Here is a 22,193-nt window from a genome sequence, read left to right as displayed (position 1 = left end):
GGACTAGGAGTTAGATACTAGACACATCTGACATCTCCTATCTCCTATCTAAATACTATGTACTAAATACTAAACACTAAAAATACCCTTGTTTTTTCCGTTCCTCCATCGCTGCTTCAGATACTTTATCGTCCATTCTAGCCCCTCTTTCACTCACCGTCGAAGCCTTTATCTCGGAGATAATATCATCGAGTTCTACGGCAATAGAGTCTACTGCGGCAGTACAGGTCATATCTCCTACTGTTCTGAAACGTACAGACCGATGTTCTACCTTGTCTGCTTCATCAATTTGCAGACAGTCTGCACTAGCCATCCACTGCCCATTGCGCCACACCACATCGCGCTCGTGACTGAAATAGATAGAGGGCAACGCTATTTGCTCCCGCTTTATGTAGTTCCACACATCCAGCTCTGTCCAATTTGAGATGGGGAACACGCGTACATTCTCACCCTTATGTATCCTGCCATTAAATATATTCCATAACTCGGGACGCTGACGCTTGGGATCCCACTGCCCAAATTCATCCCGTACCGAAAAAATACGTTCTTTGGCGCGTGCCTTCTCTTCATCTCTCCGTGCCCCTCCAATACAGGCATCAAACCCATATCGTTCGATCGTATCCAACAACGTCACGGTTTGCAATGCATTCCTACTCGCGTTTTTACCCTTTTGCTCCACAACCCGTCCTGCATCGATACTATCCTGAACCGAACCGATAATCAGCTTTTCACCGATCTGATCAACCAGCCAGTCCCTAAACAAAATTGTTTCCGGAAAATTATGCCCTGTATCAATATGCACCAAAGGAAAAGGAAACCTACCGGGACGAAATGCCTTCTTCGCAAGATGCACCAATGTAATACTATCTTTTCCCCCGGAAAACAACAAGGCCGGTTTTTCAAATTGCGCCGCGACCTCACGGAGAATATAAATGGCTTCTGCCTCTAAATGATCTAAATAATCCATTTTTATCTAACTTATAACTTTTCACTTCGCAAGGCTCAGCTTCCACCATGCAACCCACACTCCTTTTTACTTTTATCTTCCCACCACCATCTGCCCGCACGAAAATCTTCTCCTTTTTTTACAGCCCTGGTACAGGGTTGACACCCTATGCTGGGGAATCCCTTATCATGCAATGGATTATAAGGCACATTAAACTGCCTTAAGAAAGCTTCCACGTCCTCCAATGACCAATAAAACAAGGGATGCACCTTAACGATTGAATTCGCCTCATCCCACTCCAAAAAACCCATCTCTTCCCGATTGGGCGATTGCTCGGCACGAATCCCTGTGATCCAGATATCAAAACCTTTTATCGCCCGCTTTAAAGGTTCGATCTTGCGTATAAAACAGCATTCTTTCCTATTGGCTACGCTCTCATAAAAACTAGAAGGACCTTTGTCCGAAACCATGGCTTCCACAGCATCTGTCTGTGGATAAAAGGCTTTTATTGGCAAATTATAACGTTCTAAGGTTCTATTCCATACGTAATAGGTTTCAGGAAATAACCGCCCTGTTTCTAACGTAAAAATAGATACCTGCTGAGGTTCTTTCGAAAGCATTTCTGTGATAACCTGGTCTTCTATACCAAAGGACGTCGAAAAAACGGTGCGTCCAGCATAATTTTGGACAATATAAGAAACAATTTGCTGTGCGTCTAAACCAGATAATGCCTTTTTCAATAAATCGATCATGCTATACCTTATTTTATCAGTTCGCGTGTATGCGCATTAAGCGCTTTTACTTTCTCCTGAAAATCACCCTTCAGTTGCTCCCGCATCTCATGCATCAATCCCAAGGTCTCGTCGATCTCCTCGGGCAGCAAATCGTTTAAAAACTCTTTCAGGCGCTTGGCAATCGTTGGAGACTTCCCGTTCGTGGAGATGCCGATTTTGAGATTCCCCTTCTCTACGATGGAGCCCAGGTAGAAGTCGCACAAATCGGGCTTGTCGGCTACATTTAATAGAAGATTACGTTTTCTGGTTAACAGGCGGACTTCCTCATTAAACTCCGGGTTATTGGATGCCAATACGACCAGATCAACACCATCTAGATCCGCTTCACGGAAATGCCTTTCATGCAGCTCGACAGCCGCCTGTCCGGCAATGTAATCCCGAAATGAATCCGCCACCACACTAGCCACCACCCGAATTTTGGCACCGGGACTACTACGTAGCAAAGCGGCAATCTTTTCCAGACCTATCGGTCCAGCCCCTACCAGTAATACCTGCAATTGTTCGAGTTTAAGAAATATGGGGAACAATCTATTCATGTTATCTTTCTAAATATTGAATCTCTTTAAGCAGGTCATTAAAAGCTTCATGTTTACGCACCACTTCTCCGATTATGAGTATAGCTGGAGCGCCAATATTAGATTTCTCTACCGCTGCAATAATTGAATCTATGGTTCCTAATGCAATACGCTCATTCGGTAAGGAGCCATTTTGGATGACAGCAATAGGGAGATCCGCTTTTTGACGGGATTTGTATAAGGCTACGATCTGCTGCAACTTGGCGTAGCCCATCAATACCACAACGGTAGCATCGGTATCGACTGCATGGGTAAGATCTAGCGACAGACTGCCATCAGATTTTGACCCGGTAATAACCCAAAAGCTCTCACTAATACCTCGGTAGGTCAATGGGATTTTCTGTAGACCGGTCAGTCCGATAGCCGAAGACACCCCCGGCACCACAGCAGTGGCAATACCAAACCCATGCACATAATCCAATTCTTCGCCCCCACGGCCAAAAACAAAGGGATCTCCACCTTTGAGCCTTACGACGTGTCCATGCGTCAACGCATAATCCACCATCAATCGGTTAATATAATCTTGTGAGGTAGACAACTGCTCCGCACGCTTGCCCACATATATCTTGGTGCAGCCGGCTTTAGCATAAGATAATAAAGATTCATTCACCAAGGCGTCATACAAAATGACGTCGGCACTTTCGATTGCCTTTATTCCCTTCAACGTGATTAGATCAGGATCTCCCGGACCTGCACCTACTAGCGTCACAAATGGTTGTATTGTATTCATTCGTTATTCTATTTTTTAATTCAACTTTAGAACCGCTCTCCGTTCGGCCCCCTCATAATAAAATGCCGTAGCTTGTGTCAGATACGCTTGGGCAAAATCTTTTGATGGTTCATATTTATTTATCTGCAATACCCTATCGGAGAAGGAGACAGGAAACTGGAAATCACCACTTGCTACATACGTCTCATCGAAAGCATCTATCACCGCAATCTGCGTACTTGCATTAATGCCTTTGTCCAACAGCAAGGCCTTGGCCGTCCACACAAACGCACTATAACTGTGGTAGATGGCATCGGCATATTGTTGCTTATCCAGCGCCTGCTTTGCCCAATCTATTTTTTCCTCTGCCTCAAACAGCAAAGTAGCAACAAGGTCAATCACCACACCGGCACACTCGCCGACACCTATTGCTGTCGCAAAGGTATCCTGATGTCCCCAGTCGATAAACTCTTCTCCCGTCAATGTACTCAGATCCGACAGCGGTTTCAAAAGCTTATAAAAATAATCTTTACCGAATCGGTCGTAGTAACTATGAAAATCTTCTTCTAACGTCTTATTTGATTTATAATCCGCGAGAATCAAATCGACCACCTGAAGTACACGCTTGGTAGGCACTTTAATCACTCTCTCGGCAACGCGCCCCTTACCGTCGCCGACGGTACCGCCCCCCAACATCACCTGTGCTGCAGGCACGACCTTACCCTCTGCTTTTACCGAACTGCCATGAAAGCCAATATGTGCCAATCCATGTTGCCCACAAGAGTTCATACAGCCTGAAATCTTTATTTTCAAACGCTGCTCTAATACAAAATCTTGATAAAACTCGTGTATATACCCTTCGAGCACACGCGCCATCTCTGTCGAATTAGAAATTCCTAGATTGCAGGTATCCGTACCGGGGCAAGTCGTTATATCGGCCGTACTGTCAAACCCAGCCTTAGCCAGATCCAACCGCGTCAATAGGTTAAACAAGTGCGGCAAGGACTCTTCACGGACGTACTTAAACAGTAAATTCTGCCCTTGGGTAATACGGATATCATCCGCGACATGGCTTTTTATCCCCTCAACTAACTCCCTGGCCTTATCTGTCGATACATCTCCAGTTAGCACCTTGACGTATACACCGTAATACCCTTCTTGCTTCTGACGAAATACATTGGTCTGTTTCCACAATGCATAGGCCTTCTCGTCAACGGGCAGCGTAACCGCTACCTTATCCGTAGGCAATTCGGGTAATTCTACCAGACCACGATCCACCACGTAAATCTGATTTTTATTTGCTACCCTTTCCTCCTCGATCAAACGCAATACTTCGGCTAAGCCCATTTTTTGGACTAAATACTTAAACCGGGCCTTATTACGGTTATTACGCTCTCCATATCGGTCAAATACACGAAGCGTGGCTTCCATATAAGGGATGATGTGATCTTCATGCAGAAACTCGAACACTTCCTCCGCTAATATAGGCTGTGCACCAAGGCCTCCGCCCAATAATACCTTAAAGCCCCGCTGCTCTACACCATCAACCACCTTAATCTTGGGAATAAATCCGAAATCATGTATATAGGAAAATGCCGTATCCTTATCCGACGATGAAAAGGCTATTTTGAATTTACGCCCCATCTCTGCACAGACCGGATTGCGCAGAAAGTATTCAAATGTTTGCTGGGCATAGGGCGATACGTCAAAGGGTTCGTCTGGATCTACCCCTGCCGTCGCTGAAGCTGTAACATTTCGAACGGTATTGCCACAGGCCTCCCGAAGTGTAATATCATCAGCAGCCAACTTAGCCCATAGCTCCGGTGTTTTATCCAAGCTTACGTAATGAATCTGTATATCCTGTCTTGTGGTAAGGTGAAGGTTGCGACTCGCATATTCATCAGATATCGCTGCAATCTTTAACAATTGCTTAAAGGTGACCTTCCCAAAAGGTAACTTGATACGAACCATCTGAACACCTGCTTGACGTTGTCCATACACCCCTCTTGCCAAACGAAGCGACCTAAATTTTTCCTCGGGCAACTTTCCCTCTTGGTAAGCCCTAATCTTCCTATCCAGCTCAATTATTTCCTGCTCGACAATAGGATTCTCTAATTCAGTACGAAAACTCTGCATATTTTTTCAGCTAAAACTCCATTAATCTATAGCTTGCCATTTCTGTATTTTTAGGAACGACGAAACAAATGTATAAAAGAAAAACAACAATAACTATATAATCTACCAAATTAGTATATATTTGTAAAAAAAGAAGCGAACTGAAATTACAGAAGTCAAAACACAAACAATGAATAGATTAACTATCAGCATATTAACAACAATATTTTCACTAAGCTGCGCGCCAAAAAAAACAAACAGCTATGATAGCGAGACAGGTTATTCAGGAAACATATCTATTTCTGGCGCATTTGCTTTGTACCCAATTGTTGTTTTATGGAGTGAAGACTTTAAGAAAATACACCCCAATGTACGCTTTAATATCTCTGCTGGAGGAGCAGGAAAAGGAATCACAGATGTCTTGACAGACATGATGGATATAGGTCTTGTATCAAGGGATCTGCACCAGCAGGAATTAACAAAGGGAGCGCTACCTATATTTGTAGCAAAAGATGCAGTACTCGGCACCTACAACGCTAAACATCCCAATGCCGGCCTGATCAAAGAGCGGGGCTTGACGCAAAGGGAACTGGAAGGAATCTTCGTCACGCATAGCTACAAGAAATGGAACGATATCGACCCTAGATTTGTGGATCTACCGATCCGCGCTTATGTAAGATCTGATGCTGCTGGAGCTGCCGAAACCTGGGCCAAGTTCTTCGGGCAAAATCAAGAAGATCTAAAAGGCATAGGAATATTTGGTGATCCCGGCTTAGCACAGGCCGTAAAAGACGAACCGATGGCAATCGGCTTCAATAACATCAATTACGTTTACGATCTAACCTCCAAAAGAACCGCAGCCGATATTGACGTTATTCCGCTCGACAAGAATGGCAATGGCAAAATAGATGAAGAAGAAAATTTTTACAATACCATAGATGAATTGACAACCGCTGTGGCCGCGGGCAAATACCCATCTCCTCCTTCGCGACCATTGGCATTCGTCGTTAAGAAGGATAACATAAACCCGTTGGTCCAGGCCTTTATTCGATTTGTCCTAGACAAAAAACAACAGGGACATCTCCTCGCTAATGGATATGTCCCAATGACGGAAGCACAACTGGCAATCGAACTGGAAAAGATAAAGTCGGAAACACCGAGTAACAAGAGTAAATAAAATAATGAAAATCAAACTGGGGCTGCCTAAAAAGTAGCTGATAGTCGTAATTGCGAGAGCTAAGTTTTTTTAACAAAAACAAAGGAGATTCGATGACAGTAAAAGTAAACGTCACCCTGAGTGTAGCGGAGCGGAATCGAACGGGTCTACAAACTGTATAGGATTAATATTATAGCTTCTAGATCTCTCCACTTCGGTCGAGAGGACGGCACAGTTTACAGACCGAGCTTGCGAGCTCACCGTAGGTAATCTGTCATTGGTAACATTTTAGATAGCCCATGAAATAAATGCGAAGCATTCATGAGTTCCATCGAGAAAACAATTAAATGAACGAATAATTATACACATATGAAAATAAGACTATGGAAAGACCGATGGATACGGAGAGCCTTTTTCGCATTGCTTATATTAACCCTATCTGTAATTGCCTTTATAGGTATTGGATTGACTATTAAAGCCCTGCCGCTCCTCGAAGATCAAAGTCTATTTTCCATATTGACACAAAGTATTTGGTCTCCTTTAAAGGGAAAGTTTGGATTCCTCCCATTTATTATGGGCACCGTATGGGTAACGGTCATCGCTCTGGCAATAGCTGTCCCCCTGTGCATTATGGCTTCCTTGTACCTTGTCGAATACGCCTCCGATAGACTCCGAAACACGGTACTTCCTTTAATGAACGTATTAGCTGCTATCCCTCCGGTGCTCTATGGCGTCTGGGGTGTTTTATTTGTTGTACCATTAATTGCAGATTATATCGCTCCGTTTTTCGGAAGCTCTACCTCGGGGTACTCGGTGCTATCGGGAGGAATAGTCCTTGCTGTTATGATCTTCCCAATTATGATCAGTATTATGGTAGAAGTCTTACAAACAATTCCAGCTGAATTAAAATCAGCTTCATTGTCTCTGGGTGCCACCAAATGGGAAACAATACAAAAAGTAATTATCAAAAAAGCCAGACCGGGACTCCTCGCGGCAGTAGTACTGGCAATATCCAGAGCTTTTGGAGAGACTATAGCTGTGTTAATGGTCTGTGGAAATATACCCCAGGTACCCAAGTCCCTATTCGATGCAGGCTACCCCATACCGGCATTGATAGCCAACAACTTCGGAGAGATGATGTCTATACCGCGCTATGATGCGGCCTTAATGTTTGCTGCGTTACTATTATTGGTAATCATCTTCGGGTTCAACCTGATTTCGCGTGTTATTTTAAATAAACTGGAGGAAAAAGTCTAATGTCAACTATCAAATCACGATTACGAAAAGAAAAAATCGCAAAACTATTCATGCAATTTGCAGGGATATCTATTACGGGTTCGCTTTTCTTAATAATTGGAATCATCCTATTTAAGGGGCTCCCCTTTTTAAGCTGGGAAATGATCAGTCAAGTTCCTCAAGGAGGCTTTTACATAGGAAAAGAGGGAGGTATCTTAAATGCCATCTTAGGTTCGCTTTACTTAGCTGGGTTATCGACTGTTCTCGCCTGTCTACTGGGTATCCCTATAGCCATATATCTTAATATCTATACCAATCAAAGCGCTGCGCTAGTGCGCGCTTCAAGGTTATTGTTCGACGTGTTGTTTGGAATCCCGTCAATTGTTTATGGTGCCATCGCTTTCAGCATTATGGTATGGTTAGGTATCCGTGCATCCCTCTTAGGAGGTGTTATCACGATAACACTACTCACCATTCCGATAGTCGTACGTACGCTGGACGAACTACTGAAAACCACCCCGTTAGACCTCAAAAACATCACAACATCTCTTGGGGCGACAAAATGGGAAACAGCACAAGTACTATTGAAATACATAAAACCGGGGATATTTACTGCAGTCCTCCTTGCCTTTGGCAGGGCCATAGGTGATGTTGCGGGGGTACTCCTTACCACGGGGTTTAGTGATAATCTGCCGCTATACATTGATGAACCGGCAGCGACGCTACCATTGGCTATATTCTTTCAGCTTAGCAGCCCTATTCCCGAAGTTCAAGGGCGGGCATACGCTTCTGCACTGATCTTAACATTTGTAATTTTATTTATCGTCATATGCACACACATTCTAGCTTCCAAACAGAAGAAACACAAACTGTAAGTCTTCCGGTGTTGCCCCACATCCAAATCAAGGATTTGAATGTGTATATAGAAGACAAACATATATTAAAAAATATTAATCTCGATATTCCGAATAATTCGATAACATCCATTATTGGCCCCTCGGGCTGTGGAAAAACGACCCTGCTTAAGACGTTGAATCGGCTTATGGATGACAGTAAGAATGTAAAAGTATCTGGATCGGTACTCGTAAATGGAGAGGATATCTATGCAAAAGACGCCGAAGTAACTCATATCCGGAAGAAAATGGGGCTGCTCTCACAACGCCCTTTTCCATTACCTATGTCTATCTTCGATAATATAGCTTACGGCCCACGGATACATGGGGAAAGAAACAAAAAAGTACTACAGCATATTGTTGAAAATCAACTGAAAAATGTAGGACTATGGGAAGAGGTCAAAGACAGGCTGGACAGCTCGGCAACTAGCCTGTCTATCGGACAGCAACAAAGGCTTTGCCTTGCACGGGGCCTCGCAGTCCAACCGGAGATCATTCTTGGGGACGAGAGCACCTCTGCCCTAGACCCCATATCTACACAGACCATTGAAAATCTGCTGATAGACCTAAAGAATGACTACACGATTGTTTTAGTAACTCATATCCTTCGACAGGCGCGTCGGGTTTCCGATTACATCATTTTTGTATACAACGGCGAGATAATAGAATTTGGAAAAACGGAAGATATTCTTTTGAACCCACAGCATGAACTCACCCAACAATATGTAAGGGGTTTTATCAGTTAAAAAGAGAGGCTGTTTAGACAGTCTCTCTTTTTATTATTTGATAAGATCTCGGAGTAGTGATATCGGCAAACTTGTCACCGTGCTATCCGATAAATTTCCGGAGACACGATTTATCGAAAGTACTTTATCAAATTCCACTCTAGAATTACCTATTGTAGTCAGGTTCAGATCTTCGATTGCATACTTTACACTGTCTTCCCCCCTCCGTTCAAAAAAAGCATTTGAAAGCCCAGAATTATTCAAATATGCATCTATCTGATGATAATTTTTGGTGTTCAACGCTAGCGTGCTTTTATCCAAATTGAGAGACAATACCTTTAAAGCTTCCAACTCATTCGGAGCCCAATCCTCCAAGGCACTTCCTAAATTAATATTGGAATTTGTCAAAGATAAAGACAAGCGCGCTAGTTTTTTGTTTTCTCCAAACCGAATGGTATTAGCTATGCGATCTCCGACTACGCGTAGACTATCTAAATTCGTTTCCAGGTTTCCGATTTGCATATTCGACAGGTGCACTTCGCCGATTACAGGTGCAAATACGTAAATCGATATCATTGAAAATCGACTTCCCGGATTTGACTCAATTTTCAATCCTCCAGATGCATCAATACTACATACAACATGTCCTTCATTTCTCTTATCCACCTTTACAGCATAGTCCTTGCTCTCGACCAAGTACAGGTTTACATAACTATACCCATCACTAGCAATATGGATATTATTAAATGTTTTTAGCTTATGGGTTACCAGGAAATGATCCTGAGCATTGGGGTCCTGCCCTTCCTTTTTTACGGATTCTGCATATTCCTTTGAATCTACATTAGTCGATGCCGTATACAACACCACAGCTCCTACAGGTATCACAAATAGTAATATCGCTAAAGTGATTAATATCTTTGTACTTCTGTTCATAACTAACTTGTTTTAAAATTTTGATCTACAAATAATTGATAACGATCTTTCAACTCGTCCAGCCCTATATCCAATAAATAGATATTTCTAAAAACCCGAGGCAACTCTTCTTCTATAAAAATACCTTTCTTATACGCCTGCACCTCGCTCTTTGAATTTGGACTAACAAAAAAACCAATCCCGCGTTTATTATAAACAATATTCCGCTGCTGTAAAAAATCATAGGTACGCATTACCGTATTGGGATTCACCTCCAGCTCCACAGCAAGCTCCCGTACCGACGGGATCCTATCCTCGGCCTTCCAATGTTCCAACATAATCTGCTCGCATACATGTTCTGCAATCTGCAAATAAATCGCCTTACCGTTATTAAAATCCATTTAAACCTCCTTCTCTTTCAATCTCAAATACCCAATCCCCCATACAGCGACTGTCACCAATACTCCTAGACCACAGATAACTCTTAATATATTTACCTCTTCACTAAACACCCCTTCACTAATACGTATAGTATCCTGTGTAAAAAACTGAATCACCTTTAGCATAAATAAGATATATAATAAAATGTAAACCGTTAGTAAGACAGCTGATTTGATATACTGGAACTTCGTAAACATAATCGATCCCAAAAGGAAAAGGGCGCTTAATAAATAAGGTAAAAATGTCATTAAATACACCTTAGAATTGATTTCTTGCTTATAAAAAAACATTAATTGATCAACTACGACCTCACGCCCGCTTTCTTGATCAAAATAGCTGTATGAAGAAGAAAAATTTGACCGGATATAACTGACAAAGCCTAGATCGACCAAAAAGAAAACCAACAGGTACGATACCGTGGTCAGGATGGTCGTGTAGAATATGGCGACAAAGAACTTCTCTAACTTCGAGGCCGGTAATAGCAATTCAAAGATAGCTTTAGGTTTCTGCCCGAGATTAGAAAAATAGGTTCCCGATATGATGGTGATAAACAATAAGCTCATAAAGACAAAAAGATAAGGGCGAAAAGACAACATGGACTGTAAAGCATGGTTATCTGCATTTTGTCGGTATACGTTATAAATACTATAGCCGTAGAAAGCAATAAATATCCCTGCCAACACAGCCAACGACATCAGGTAAATTTTACCAAATTCTATCCATTGCCTCTGAATCAGCATGCCAAGGCGATTACTATTAAGCGTATTGTTCATTGTACGAGGTGTTTAAAAGGTTTTCAAATTGTATCTTTTGTTCTAAAACAGCATTAAAAAGTAACTCAAGATCTACTTTTGAATCTTCGTCTCCACTGTTTACCGAAATCGTGTTATAACCTCCCATCGCCTGTTCTGCGTAGATGACTGTTGAAGGCAGTTCGACCATTTTCCGAAACAAAAACGAATTGGCCAACTGATCGATTGTAGCATTCATGACCACCTTACGATCATTGAGTACGATTACGGTATCAATTAAATTATCCAGATCGCGAACCTGATGTGTAGAAATAATAAAACAACGGTCATCCGTTAAAGCCGACGCCATAACCTTTCTAAACTGAGCTTTGGAAGGTATATCCAAACCATTCGTAGGCTCATCCATGATAATTAACTTTGTTCGACTCGCTAAACCAAAAGAAATAATGTATTTTTTCTTTTGTCCATAACTCATGTCCGCCAACCGCTGTTCATGAACAGGAATAGCAAACTCTTGAATCAGCTCTTTAAAATAACTGTGATCAAAATCGGGATAGAAACCCGAATTTGCCTTCACAAAGGCGTCAGACTTGACTGCGGGTAGGTGAAACTCCTCTGGGATAAAGCTAATCTGTTGCAAAGTTTCTACCAATCGCTGAGTCGGATCTTTACCCAGAACTGCTATGCTTCCTTCCTGAGGATAAACCAGTCCTGCAATATTCTTCAATAAAGTGGACTTCCCTGCACCATTTTTCCCAAGCAATCCATAAATACGTCCTCCCTGTAAATTCAAATCCAAGTTTTTGAATAAAGGACGAGACTTGGAATAGCTAAAATTTAAGTTTTTAATAGTTATCATACTAGTGTACTATTTAAATAATACACTAATATAGTACAGATATGTAAACTTTCAAAAAATATTTCTATAAAAAAATGGAGCGATCTATTAATGATCGCTCCATACACTTATAACTATATCTTTTCGCTAAAAAAGGCTATTGATGCCAAAATAATCAGGCATTAAATCACCCCGGCTTGAATAAGCTCTAACGCCATTTCCTTTTGAAGCTTCTGCGCTTCTTCACGAGCCCGTTCAGCAAAGTCCTTACCATTAGAAGCATAGATAATACCACGGGTGCTATTCACCAACAAGCCACAATCTTTATTCATACCGTATTGGCAGACATCCTGAAGAGATCCGCCTTGAGCCCCAACACCAGGCACCAATAGAAAGTGGTCCGGAGCATGTTCCCGAATTTTCAAAAAAGCTTCTCCACGCGTTGCCCCTACGACATACATTAGATTCTCTACAGTACCCCAGGTATTTACTCTATCAATTACCTCTTCAAACAACTGCTTACCATCTGTATTCGAAAAGTTCTGAAAATCCTTGCTCCCAGAATTAGAAGTCAGCGCCAACACAATCGCCCATTTTCCTTCAAAATCTAAAAATGGAGTCACCGAATCTTTACCCATATAAGGTGCTATTGTAATAGAATCAAATCCCATCCCCGAGACTGCCTCATCAAAAAAAGCTTGAGCATACATATTGGACGTATTACCGATATCTCCGCGTTTGGCATCAGCAATACTGAAACAGCTCTTAGGAATTGCTTGCCATGTTTTTTGCAACGACTGCCAGCCACGGACACCGTAGCTTTCATAAAATGCAATATTAGGCTTATACGCAACACAAAGATCTTCAGTAGCTTCTATGATGGCCTTATTAAAAGCAAAAATAGGATCTTCCTCATCAAGAAGATGGGCCGGTATCTTAGTAATGTCAGTATCCAAACCAACACAAAGAAAAGATTGCTTCTCTTTAATCTGTTCTATTAACTCCTGTCTATTCATTTAAATTTTATTGATCAATAAGATTCTGTACGAACGCTTCAACCTCCTTGGTCGAATAATCATACATACCTTCTTCTTTTGCAGCAATCTTTCCACTCTTATCCAATATCACCGTAGTAGGAATGGCTCCTCCCAACCAATTGGACGGAATCTCACCATTGGGATATACGATAGGTAGTTTTAATTTTTGGTCTGTTAAAAACTTCTCCGTTCCTTCCGTATCTCCTTCAATCTCAACAATCAAAAACTCGATATTATCGTTGTCCTTAAATTTATCATACAACTTCTGAATCGATGGCATTTCTGCTCGACAAGGAGGGCACCAAGTCGCCCAAAAGTTGATAAACAGCACCTTTCCCTTCAGCTGCTCGGTATCATAGACGACATTATTCGCATTTAAAAATGAGGCCTTATCATCGATAGAATCCTGAACGCTCACTTTCTCTGCCCCTTCCAACTCTACTGGCTTTTCTAATTTTGGCTTAAAAAAACCAATTTTCATCAACTGCTGTTGTATAAAAATCCGGCTCGGCGACCATAGGACCAGCCCCATAAGTACCACGAAAACAATCCAACTGACGATATTCTTAATTTTCTTCTTTTCTGCCATTATTTCCAAAGATTAGCTATCAAATTTTTCCAATTGCTTCAGTAAAGTAGCAAAATCCTTTGGATATTCCGCTTCAAAGGCATAACTCTTCCCATCAATAGTAAAAGCTACACTTTTTGAATGAAGAGCAAAACGCTTCATAATCGGCAATTCCTCCTCATCTTTGGACATCGTAAAACCCCGTTTCTTTATCTGCGATAGATAAACCGGCTTACCCCGATACATCGCATCACCGACGATAGCAGCGTGCTGTGTTGCCAAATGAATACGGATCTGGTGCATCCGTCCCGTAATAGGACGACACTCCACCAGCGTGAAATGCTTAAAGTAACGTATACTATTAAAAATCGTTTCCGCAGGTTTACCATTCGCCCGATCGATACTCACATTCTTATTCCCTTGGTTCAAGATAGGCAAATCAACAGTTAGATTATCAAAAGTATGAGTCCCCTGTATTATTGCGTGATATACTTTGTTCACTCTTCTCTTTTCAAACTCAATAGAAACCAATCGATAAGTTTCCGGATTCTTTGCTATAAGAAGTACACCAGAAGTATCCTTATCCAACCGATGACAAATCTGTGCATCGCTATAATAACGTTTTGCTAAACGAAGGATATTAACTTCTCCTCCCTCACGCTCGTCCAAAGACGCCACAAAAGGAGGTTTATTGATTACAATAAGATTATCATCCTCATGAATGATAAGATCGTTGAATTTCGGAAATTTAAATAAACGGTTGTCGTTTTGAATCATGATACAAACCTACATAAATTCGCCTTTACACACAATATAATTGAGTGTAAAGGCGAACTATGTAGCTCTCCTCATCCATTAAATTTTACTATAGAGGAAAAATATAAAAACTAGGTGACTATTTAGCAACATAAGGTTTTTACATTAATATGCAGACAGCACCTTTATTATTTATAATTTTGCAACAAAACAATTATATCATGTCCGTAAATAAAATCATTAAGCGCGTCACTACTTCTAGCATCAAAGAAATGAAACTTCGTGGCGAAAAAATAAGTATGCTGACAGGCTATGACTATACAATGGCCAGAGCTTTAGATGAATCAGGGGTAGATGTTATTCTGGTAGGTGACTCTGCAGCGAATGTCTTTGCAGGGTACGAAACCACACTCCCGATTACACTCGACAATATGATTTATCATACATCTGCTGTAGCGAGAGGATGCCAGCGTGCGCTTGTCCTAGCAGACCTTCCCTTCGGTGAATACCAAGGGTCCATAGAAAAAGCTTATGAAGCCGCTGTGAGAATGATGAAAGAGTCAGGCGCACATGCGCTGAAACTGGAAGGGGGAGAAGAAATAATCGACAATGTAAAGAAAATAATAAACGCTGGTATCCCTGTATGTGGACATCTTGGACTGACCCCACAGTCTATCAATAAATTTGGAACATTTGGGGTCCGCGCAAAAGAAGATGCTGAAGCTGAGAAACTGAAAGCTGATGCACTTGCACTACAAGATGCAGGCTGTTTTGCCATCGTCCTAGAGAAAATACCGGCACAATTGGCAGAAGAGGTCTCTAAATCTTTGGAGATTCCTACCATAGGTATCGGAGCCGGTAGCGGTTGTGATGGACAAGTATTAGTCGTAAACGACATGTTGGGCATGACAAAAGACTTTAAGCCAAAATTCTTACGTCAGTATCTCAATCTCTATGAAGAGATTACAAACGCCGCAGCACGATATGTAGCTGATGTCAAGGCGGTGAACTATCCAAACGAAAATGAGCAGTATTAACCCATTATATTAAGACCATACTTTGGGAAAAATAATCATCATAGGTATTTTGCTGGCGGTGTTGATATACTTCACACTCCGCCGGCTCAATTTTTTCAACTTCAATAAACCGCCACAAAGAACTAAATCATCTCGCGTTATTGAAATATCTACTCCGACGCAGCTACTAAAAAGGGGGCTAAAGCGAACCCTTTATACCGTAGGTTCTGGATTAATACTGTTGGTACTTATAGTAATTCTCGCTGCCAAATTTAAGATTGCATTGATTATGCTTCCAATAAGTATATATCTGATTGCTCAGTTCTTTGTGCTCAACAATCACATCAAAATAGTACGTGATCAACAGATACATTATGACTCTGAAACCCAAGATGTACATATAGAATGGGTTAATGGTAAATCTCTCGAATTCAATCTTCTAAAAGATATAACAGAACTAAAAGAAATTCGTGCTGTTCAAAAAAACAACGGTTTACATATGGGCTATTATCAACTTTCAGTTGGACAAAAGCTAGTTTATCTTCCCTACCTCCTACAGGAAAATCCAGATAATAAACCTTTCTTCGACAAGCTACAGCTGTTCAACAGATCAATCGAGAGCAAACTATTCCCTATTATCTAGCAGCAGCTAATACGCCTTCATAAATCTACTATCGCTTCTGAAGATATCCCAGGAATCTCTTTACTATACACCGGCTACACACTACCTAGGGCGGACTTAAGGGGACTTGAGTAGACTTGAACGGACTTGAGGGGACTTTATGCTATATATAGCTTTTTCTAATCTAGCTGAAAACAGCCATTTTCCGACTGAAAACACCAATTCAAAGACGTTCAATCATTTTTGGTACAAACGTTGCTATACTCTTTGTGATTATTAAGATTAACCCCTATATGAAATATTTACGTAGCATAAGCCGCGCTAACAGTTTTATGGTCTTTATCATTGCGCTAGCATTGTTGTACTCCTGTGACCGCAAGGCATCACCTCAAACAGTAGATAAAGAAAAAATAAAAATAGATAGCATTGCCCAAGTAAAAAAAGCTGAAGAGGAAAAAGAGAAAATGCGCCCTCGGACCGCAGCAGATATCACACTCACCAAAGAATTGATATATGATAAATATACCTTGGAAGACAGGTACAAATACAAAGATACATTCCGCGTATTCCAATGGGACAAAATCAAAGAGAGGCTGGCATATATCGAAAACTTCCAACGGGAACACAATAACTATGGTCTAGTGGCAAACTATAAGCATAAAAATGGAGAAGCTCCAACAGTAGCGAACTTCAAACGAAATGCCTATAAAAGAGTATCAGACACACTCGGAACAGAGCGCTATCAGTCTGCTCCACTCTATAAGGTTGGCGAAACCAAAGTCCCAACCATATATGGAAGAGATGGGTCTCTTGTCAAATTGCTATCAAGTGACACGTTAAATATGGTACGTATAAAAGGTCTTACCAATATTGAAGGCGAATGGGATATTCCCAAACGCTATATCAAAGCCATTGGTGATACTGCTTCCTTCAAACATATCGTTGTAGTCGATGTGACCAATCAAAATATATGCGCATTGGAACACAAGGACAATAATTGGATTATACGGAGCATGAACCCCTCCACAACAGGCAAACATAATCCTCCCTATGGTATGGAGACTCCTGTCGGGATATATTTGCTTCAGGAACAAAAACCAAAAATGTTCTATTACGCTGATGGGACAACCAATATAGCAGGCTACGCACCCTGGGCCAGTAGATTTACCAACGGTGCATATATACATGGAGTACCCACAAATGATCCAAAAGCGAAAATTATAGAATACAGCTGGACATTAGGTACCACTCCTCGTTCGCATATGTGTGTACGAAATGCATCATCCCATGCCAAGTTCGTTTACGACTGGATAAAGCCCTTTTCATCACTCGTAATTGTCATCAATTAATCCTATCAAAAAGAATTAACATTTCTTAACATTTTTATAACACATTGGTAACGACCTTTGTATGCGGAAGGAAAATGTGTGTATATGAAAAAAACAATAGCTATTATAGGTTTAACCTCACTTGCGGGCTTTTATGCCATATTCAGCAAACCTAATCAACTTAAACCTCAAACTATCCCTACAGCACAACATGTAGACTCACTAAAAGAAGACGAAAGTGAGTCCTCCATAGCAAAGCTCTACAAAGAAATAGCCCTGGAAGGAAAACTCAAGTTTGAAGCATTCGAAATGGCCATGAACGGGTATTACAACATGTCCTTTAAAAATAAGGACATCATCACCGTTATCGATTTTTCCCTACCCTCTACAGAAAAACGAATGGCTGTAATTGATTTAAAAAACAAAAAAATGCTCTTTCATACCATTGTATCTCACGGGAGAAATAGTGGCGAAAAATATGCGAACTCCTTTTCTAACGAACATGGATCACACCAGAGCTCACTTGGATTTTACAAAACAGTAAATACTTATCAAGGAGGAAATGGTTATTCATTGGTTCTTGACGGACTGGAAAAAGGAATCAACGATCAGGCTAAACCTAGGGCCGTAGTCGTACATGGAGCTGACTACTGTAGCCAATCTATCATCAACTCTACGGGTAGATTAGGACGTAGCTACGGATGCCCAGCGCTACCAAGAGATGTTGCCAAGCCGATCATAAATACCATCAAAGACGGAACAATGCTCTTTATCTATGCAGACAACAAAACATATCTGGCTCAATCAAAAGTATTAAAAGCGAAACCGACAACATTGATTGCACAAAAAGATATCGTAGAAACACAAACAGGTCAAGGGGTAATGAATTAGCCCCACCTTGTTTTTCCGCAACTAATTCGCTATTTTAGCTTCAAGCCAATAAAGAACAATGAAGCGAATACTTTCTATTGATGGGGGCGGAATACGGGGAATCATCCCCGGTATGCTGATAGTCGCTCTTGAAGACAGACTAAAAGAAATCAGTGGAAATCCCCAAACCCATATATCGGAATACTTCGACTTTTTCTCAGGGACCAGTACCGGTGGAATATTAACATCCATTCTACTATTCCCTTCTGAACAGGATCCCAATAAGCCAAAATACTCTGCTCGGGAAGCATTGGACATCTACCTCGAACATGGAGAGACTATCTTTTCGGCCAGTAAGTGGAGAAAGTTCTTAAGCAAATTTGGTTTAGTCAGTGAGATATATAATGAGGAAGTCATCGAAAAAATACTCGCGGATTATTTTGGGGATACCAAACTCAGCGAACTCATCAAACCATGCATCATAACAGCATACAATATCGAGCTTCGCAAAAACCATCTTTTTAGACAACAGAAAGCTATAAGCCATGGAGACACAAGAGACTTTTACCTGCGAGATGTATGTAGAGCTACCTCTGCAGCGCCAACTTTCTTTTCAGTAGCTGAGATATTCTCCCTCGCCAACACCCGTTATGTGCTTGTAGATGGAGGACTATTCGCACACAACCCAGCAATATCTGCACTTATCGAAGTACTAAAAAACTTCAACACATTCAGTATAAATGACATACACATCCTTTCATTGGGAACAGGAATCACCAAAAATGCCTACAACTATGAAGATTTCAAGAAAAAGTGGGCCATATCCATCGGTCCCGCTTTAGTGGATATTATGACCTCAAGCTCGTCGGAGAGTAATGACTACTTTATCAAACAACTCTTCCGCTCCGTAAACCGAGCAGGCAACTATATACGCATAGAGCCCACCAACCTCTCCTCTATCGACCCCGGAATGGATGCAGCGAGCAAATCCAATATCCAAAAAATAGTAGCCTTATCCGATAAAGTAATCAGTGAAAACGAATTGGTCATCGACAAACTCGCACATGAACTCATTCACGATAGAAAAGAAGTAGAACGGAGAAAGAAATCTGTTTGGAACTTTCTTTCCAGATAAAATTTCATAACTCGCCAGCTGCTGAATCCCAAAAGCAATGAACCTATCCCGACATTATCGGGAAGAAAGCTCATTGATGTCTTGAAATATAATGTCTAATCAATAATACGGACATTTTTATAAAAAAAAACGGATGGTTCACCACCATCCGTCAAAAATATTATTCCTTAATCAACGCGCGATCGAGGTGTACATATCCACCATCTACATAGAGCAATTGACCTGTAGTATGACTTGATTTATCGGATAATACAAACACCGCCGTATCAGCTATTTCTTCCGCTGTGGTCATTCTATTTCCCAATGGTATACGGTTTTTAATCTTCTGAAGCGTATCCTCAGGATTTTCTAAAGTCTGTATCCAGGAATCATATTGAGGCGTAGAAGCCTCCGCTACAACAATAGCATTCACACGTATTCCGAAAGGCAATAATTCTACCGCCCATTCGCGGGTTAAGGCATTACGCCCCCCATTAGAAGCGGCATAAGCAGATGTGCCGCCCTGTCCAGTTTCTGCAGTCTTCGAGCTGATATTAAGAATTGTTCCTTTTGACCGCTTCAATGCATCCAGAGCATGATGAGCCAACAGATAATAATGAATCAAATTCTTATGTAAAGACGCTAAAAAACCTTGATAATCTCCATTAGCCAATCCGACACCATCATTATGGCCTGCATTATTAACCAACCCATCAATACGTCCATAACGAGCCAATGCCTCTTCGACAGCACGAACACATTCGTCCGGGTTAGATAACTCTGCCTGTATCGTCAGAGCCTCCCCTCCGAGAATTTCAACTTCTCTTCGAACCGAGATATTATCATCCTCATTCCGGCCCACAATGATAGGTATCCCCCCTTCTCTAGCTAAAGCTAGGACAATAGCTCGTCCGATCCCCTTAGCACCTCCAGTCACAATGAAAACCTTATCTCTCAAATTTAAATCCATACCTATCAATATTATGTTATGTGATAAAACCTTACAGCATTCCGTCCCCAGAAGTCGGCGCGTTCAGATTCGCTAAACTCGTCCATGTAAGTGTTGGCTATCATCAAGACCTCTTCGTAGGTAGACGCCACCAAACTAACCGGCCAGTCGGAACCAAAACAAATACGCCCCTTACCAAAACAGGCAATTACATGCTGTACATAACGTTCAAAATCAGTGACAGACCAATTGTTCCAGTCCGCTTGTGTTACGAGCCCCGAAATCTTACAATATACATTTGGAAAGGCAGCCAATTCCTCAATAAAAGTAGCCCATTCTTCAAACTCACCAGTAGCCACTGCAGGCTTTGCCATATGATCCAACATAAATGACTGTTTCGGATGAGCTGCAACACACTTCAGAGTACTACTGTAATGCCTAGGATGTATTAATAGATCATAGGTATAACCATGTTTCGTAAGCGCCTTAATACCTCGTTGAAAAGTAGGCTGCATCAAAAAATCTACATCCGCTTCAGCTTCTATGATATGCCGAAATCCCTTGATAATAGGATGAACAGAGAGTCTCTGAAGCTGCTCTTCGATATCATCTGACCGCAAATCGACCCAGCCCACTACAGCTTTCACCATTTTATAAGCACCGGCCAACTCAACCAAAAAATCAGTCTCCCGCAAAGATTGATCAGCCTGTACTAACACCGCGCCATCGATTCGATTATCCTTAAGTGTCTTTGAAATATCATTTGGTAGAAAATTACGTTGTATTACTTTCATATCGTTCGTAATCCAAGCATCCTTCACAGGGTCAAATAACCAAAAATGTTGGTGTGAATCTATACGCATCGTCTATCTCTTTGAAAATCTCTTATTCTTACCTTAAGCACGCAACTACCTACGCCAAGCGATAACTTCTTGTCGCTGTTCGCCCAAATGATCAGCGCCAAGTTCAATCACATCTCCTTCTTTCAGATAGATTGGTGGATTAAACCCCAATCCGACACCTGCAGGCGTTCCTGTCGAAATAACATCACCAGGCAATAGAGTCATAAACTGAGAAACATACGAAACCACATGCTCTACCGAAAAAATCAGATTCTTCGTATTGCCTTCTTGGTAGGTCTTACCATTGACTTTTAGCCACAGGCGTACGTTATTGATATCCGGAATCTCTTCCTTCGTAGTCATCACCGGTCCCATAGGAGCAAAAGTATCACAACCTTTTCCTTTGTCCCATGTTCCACCACGTTCAATCTGGAATTCGCGTTCAGAAACATCATTGTGCAACACGTAACCTGCTACATAATCCAATGCTTCCGATTCTTCCACATACGTAGCCTTCTTGCCGATCACAATTCCAAACTCAACTTCCCAATCTGTCTTAACCGAGTTTTTAGGAATAACTACCTGGTCATTGGGACCAACAAGCGCCGTAGTGGATTTCATGAATATAATAGGTTCGGCAGGAATAGCAGCTCCCGTTTCTTCCGCATGATCTCTATAGTTTAGCCCAATACAAACAATCTTTGACGGTCGACCAAACGGAGCACCAAGCCGGCTATCTTTAGGGATCTCCGTAAGCTGTCCTGCGTTAGCTTTAACAAACTGTTCCAACCTATCCAAACCATTTTCCGCAAAGAAGCGCTCGTCATAATCGCCACCAAAAGCGGTGGTATCATAATTTATTCCATTAATCTGAACCCCTATTTTTTCTTTACCGGACTCGCCGTAACGTATTAATTTCATTTTCTATAGTATTTAGATGAGAGATATTAGATTTTAGAGCTGAGATATCAGACAGTGTATTCGCCTCAAATCTCATAT

Annotated in this window: 24 protein-coding genes; 9 read left to right on the top strand and 15 right to left on the bottom strand. The window is 41.4% G+C overall.

The window, feature by feature from the left end:
- Positions 1–76: 76 nt before the first annotated feature.
- The 5 genes from cysD to CLV99_RS13755 are packed head-to-tail and all read right to left on the bottom strand — an operon-like array spanning position 77 to position 5,160.
- Positions 77–967: a sulfate adenylyltransferase subunit CysD gene (gene cysD, locus CLV99_RS13775; protein WP_133585069.1), complete on the bottom strand. Its 891-nt coding sequence runs from the start codon at positions 965–967 to the stop codon at positions 77–79.
- 35 nt (positions 968–1,002) lie between these two features.
- Complete coding sequence (locus CLV99_RS13770) at positions 1,003–1,698, bottom strand: phosphoadenylyl-sulfate reductase (protein ID WP_133585068.1); 696 nt, start codon at positions 1,696–1,698, stop codon at positions 1,003–1,005.
- 8 nt (positions 1,699–1,706) lie between these two features.
- Positions 1,707–2,276, bottom strand: coding sequence for a precorrin-2 dehydrogenase/sirohydrochlorin ferrochelatase family protein (locus CLV99_RS13765; protein ID WP_133585067.1), 570 nt, complete (start codon positions 2,274–2,276; stop codon positions 1,707–1,709).
- A gap of 1 nt (position 2,277) precedes the next feature.
- The gene (gene cobA / locus CLV99_RS13760) at positions 2,278–3,045 is read right to left on the bottom strand and encodes a uroporphyrinogen-III C-methyltransferase (RefSeq protein WP_133585066.1); all 768 of its coding nucleotides are present in this window, start codon (positions 3,043–3,045) and stop codon (positions 2,278–2,280) included.
- 15 nt (positions 3,046–3,060) lie between these two features.
- Complete coding sequence (locus CLV99_RS13755; RefSeq protein ID WP_133585065.1) at positions 3,061–5,160, bottom strand: HEPN domain-containing protein; 2,100 nt, start codon at positions 5,158–5,160, stop codon at positions 3,061–3,063.
- Between the two features lie 169 nt (positions 5,161–5,329).
- Here CLV99_RS13755 and CLV99_RS13750 point away from each other — a divergent pair, with 169 nt between their 5' ends.
- The 4 genes from CLV99_RS13750 (at position 5,330) to CLV99_RS13735 (ending at position 9,170) form a co-directional block, all read left to right on the top strand.
- The gene (locus CLV99_RS13750) at positions 5,330–6,316 is read left to right on the top strand and encodes a PstS family phosphate ABC transporter substrate-binding protein (RefSeq protein WP_133585064.1); all 987 of its coding nucleotides are present in this window, start codon (positions 5,330–5,332) and stop codon (positions 6,314–6,316) included.
- Between the two features lie 348 nt (positions 6,317–6,664).
- Complete coding sequence (gene pstC / locus CLV99_RS13745) at positions 6,665–7,552, top strand: phosphate ABC transporter permease subunit PstC (protein ID WP_133585063.1); 888 nt, start codon at positions 6,665–6,667, stop codon at positions 7,550–7,552.
- Positions 7,552–8,406, top strand: coding sequence for a PstA family ABC transporter permease (locus tag CLV99_RS13740; RefSeq protein WP_133585062.1), 855 nt, complete (start codon positions 7,552–7,554; stop codon positions 8,404–8,406). The genes pstC and CLV99_RS13740 overlap by 1 nt, the downstream gene beginning before the upstream one ends.
- Positions 8,361–9,170 (top strand): phosphate ABC transporter ATP-binding protein, encoded by an 810-nt coding sequence (locus tag CLV99_RS13735; RefSeq protein WP_133585061.1) that lies wholly within the window; start codon positions 8,361–8,363, stop codon positions 9,168–9,170. Before CLV99_RS13740 ends, CLV99_RS13735 begins: the two co-directional genes overlap by 46 nt.
- A 33-nt stretch (positions 9,171–9,203) precedes the next feature.
- Here CLV99_RS13735 and CLV99_RS13730 read toward each other — a convergent pair whose 3' ends face one another.
- The 7 genes from CLV99_RS13730 to CLV99_RS13700 all read right to left on the bottom strand — a co-directional run bounded on the left by CLV99_RS13730 (position 9,204) and on the right by CLV99_RS13700 (position 14,474).
- The gene (locus tag CLV99_RS13730) at positions 9,204–10,082 is read right to left on the bottom strand and encodes a hypothetical protein (RefSeq protein ID WP_133585060.1); all 879 of its coding nucleotides are present in this window, start codon (positions 10,080–10,082) and stop codon (positions 9,204–9,206) included.
- A gap of 2 nt (positions 10,083–10,084) precedes the next feature.
- On the bottom strand, positions 10,085–10,462 hold the full coding sequence (locus CLV99_RS13725) for a GntR family transcriptional regulator (RefSeq protein WP_133585059.1): 378 nt from the start codon (positions 10,460–10,462) through the stop codon (positions 10,085–10,087).
- Positions 10,463–11,275: a hypothetical protein gene (locus tag CLV99_RS13720; protein WP_133585058.1), complete on the bottom strand. Its 813-nt coding sequence runs from the start codon at positions 11,273–11,275 to the stop codon at positions 10,463–10,465.
- A complete protein-coding gene (locus CLV99_RS13715; protein ID WP_133585057.1) occupies positions 11,259–12,113 on the bottom strand; it encodes an ABC transporter ATP-binding protein in 855 nt (284 codons plus the stop codon). Before CLV99_RS13715 ends, CLV99_RS13720 begins: the two co-directional genes overlap by 17 nt.
- A gap of 161 nt (positions 12,114–12,274) precedes the next feature.
- Positions 12,275–13,108 (bottom strand): orotidine-5'-phosphate decarboxylase, encoded by an 834-nt coding sequence (gene pyrF / locus CLV99_RS13710; protein ID WP_133585056.1) that lies wholly within the window; start codon positions 13,106–13,108, stop codon positions 12,275–12,277.
- 7 nt (positions 13,109–13,115) lie between these two features.
- A complete protein-coding gene (locus CLV99_RS13705) occupies positions 13,116–13,718 on the bottom strand; it encodes a TlpA family protein disulfide reductase (protein WP_133585055.1) in 603 nt (200 codons plus the stop codon).
- A 12-nt stretch (positions 13,719–13,730) separates the two neighbouring features.
- Entirely contained in the window at positions 13,731–14,474 is a 744-nt protein-coding gene (locus tag CLV99_RS13700) for an RluA family pseudouridine synthase (protein WP_133585054.1), read from the bottom strand.
- A gap of 200 nt (positions 14,475–14,674) precedes the next feature.
- Here CLV99_RS13700 and panB point away from each other — a divergent pair, with 200 nt between their 5' ends.
- The 5 genes from panB (at position 14,675) to CLV99_RS13675 (ending at position 19,424) form a co-directional block, all read left to right on the top strand.
- On the top strand, positions 14,675–15,490 hold the full coding sequence (gene panB / locus CLV99_RS13695; protein WP_133585053.1) for a 3-methyl-2-oxobutanoate hydroxymethyltransferase: 816 nt from the start codon (positions 14,675–14,677) through the stop codon (positions 15,488–15,490).
- Positions 15,491–15,512: 22 nt separating this feature from the next.
- Positions 15,513–16,112 (top strand): hypothetical protein, encoded by a 600-nt coding sequence (locus CLV99_RS13690; protein WP_133585052.1) that lies wholly within the window; start codon positions 15,513–15,515, stop codon positions 16,110–16,112.
- A 272-nt stretch (positions 16,113–16,384) separates the two neighbouring features.
- The gene (locus CLV99_RS13685; RefSeq protein WP_133585051.1) at positions 16,385–17,440 is read left to right on the top strand and encodes a L,D-transpeptidase; all 1,056 of its coding nucleotides are present in this window, start codon (positions 16,385–16,387) and stop codon (positions 17,438–17,440) included.
- Between the two features lie 84 nt (positions 17,441–17,524).
- On the top strand, positions 17,525–18,310 hold the full coding sequence (locus CLV99_RS13680) for a murein L,D-transpeptidase catalytic domain family protein (RefSeq protein WP_133585050.1): 786 nt from the start codon (positions 17,525–17,527) through the stop codon (positions 18,308–18,310).
- 58 nt (positions 18,311–18,368) lie between these two features.
- Positions 18,369–19,424, top strand: a complete 1,056-nt coding sequence (locus CLV99_RS13675) for a patatin-like phospholipase family protein (RefSeq protein ID WP_133585049.1) — start codon at positions 18,369–18,371, stop codon at positions 19,422–19,424.
- 160 nt (positions 19,425–19,584) lie between these two features.
- Here CLV99_RS13675 and CLV99_RS13670 read toward each other — a convergent pair whose 3' ends face one another.
- Genes CLV99_RS13670 through CLV99_RS13660 form a run of 3 tightly spaced genes read right to left on the bottom strand, consistent with a single transcriptional unit; the run spans position 19,585 to position 22,115 of the window.
- Positions 19,585–20,373: an L-fucose dehydrogenase gene (locus CLV99_RS13670; protein ID WP_133585048.1), complete on the bottom strand. Its 789-nt coding sequence runs from the start codon at positions 20,371–20,373 to the stop codon at positions 19,585–19,587.
- An 11-nt stretch (positions 20,374–20,384) separates the two neighbouring features.
- The gene (locus CLV99_RS13665; RefSeq protein WP_133585047.1) at positions 20,385–21,215 is read right to left on the bottom strand and encodes an amidohydrolase family protein; all 831 of its coding nucleotides are present in this window, start codon (positions 21,213–21,215) and stop codon (positions 20,385–20,387) included.
- A 45-nt stretch (positions 21,216–21,260) separates the two neighbouring features.
- Entirely contained in the window at positions 21,261–22,115 is an 855-nt protein-coding gene (locus CLV99_RS13660) for a fumarylacetoacetate hydrolase family protein (protein ID WP_133585046.1), read from the bottom strand.
- Positions 22,116–22,193: the final 78 nt, after the last annotated feature.

It is taken from the genome of Sphingobacterium yanglingense (genome assembly GCF_004363245.1).
GTDB lineage: Bacteria > Bacteroidota > Bacteroidia > Sphingobacteriales > Sphingobacteriaceae > Sphingobacterium > Sphingobacterium yanglingense.
The sequence above is the reverse complement of the archived record's forward strand: the minus strand, read 5'-3'. Positions and strand labels throughout refer to the sequence as shown.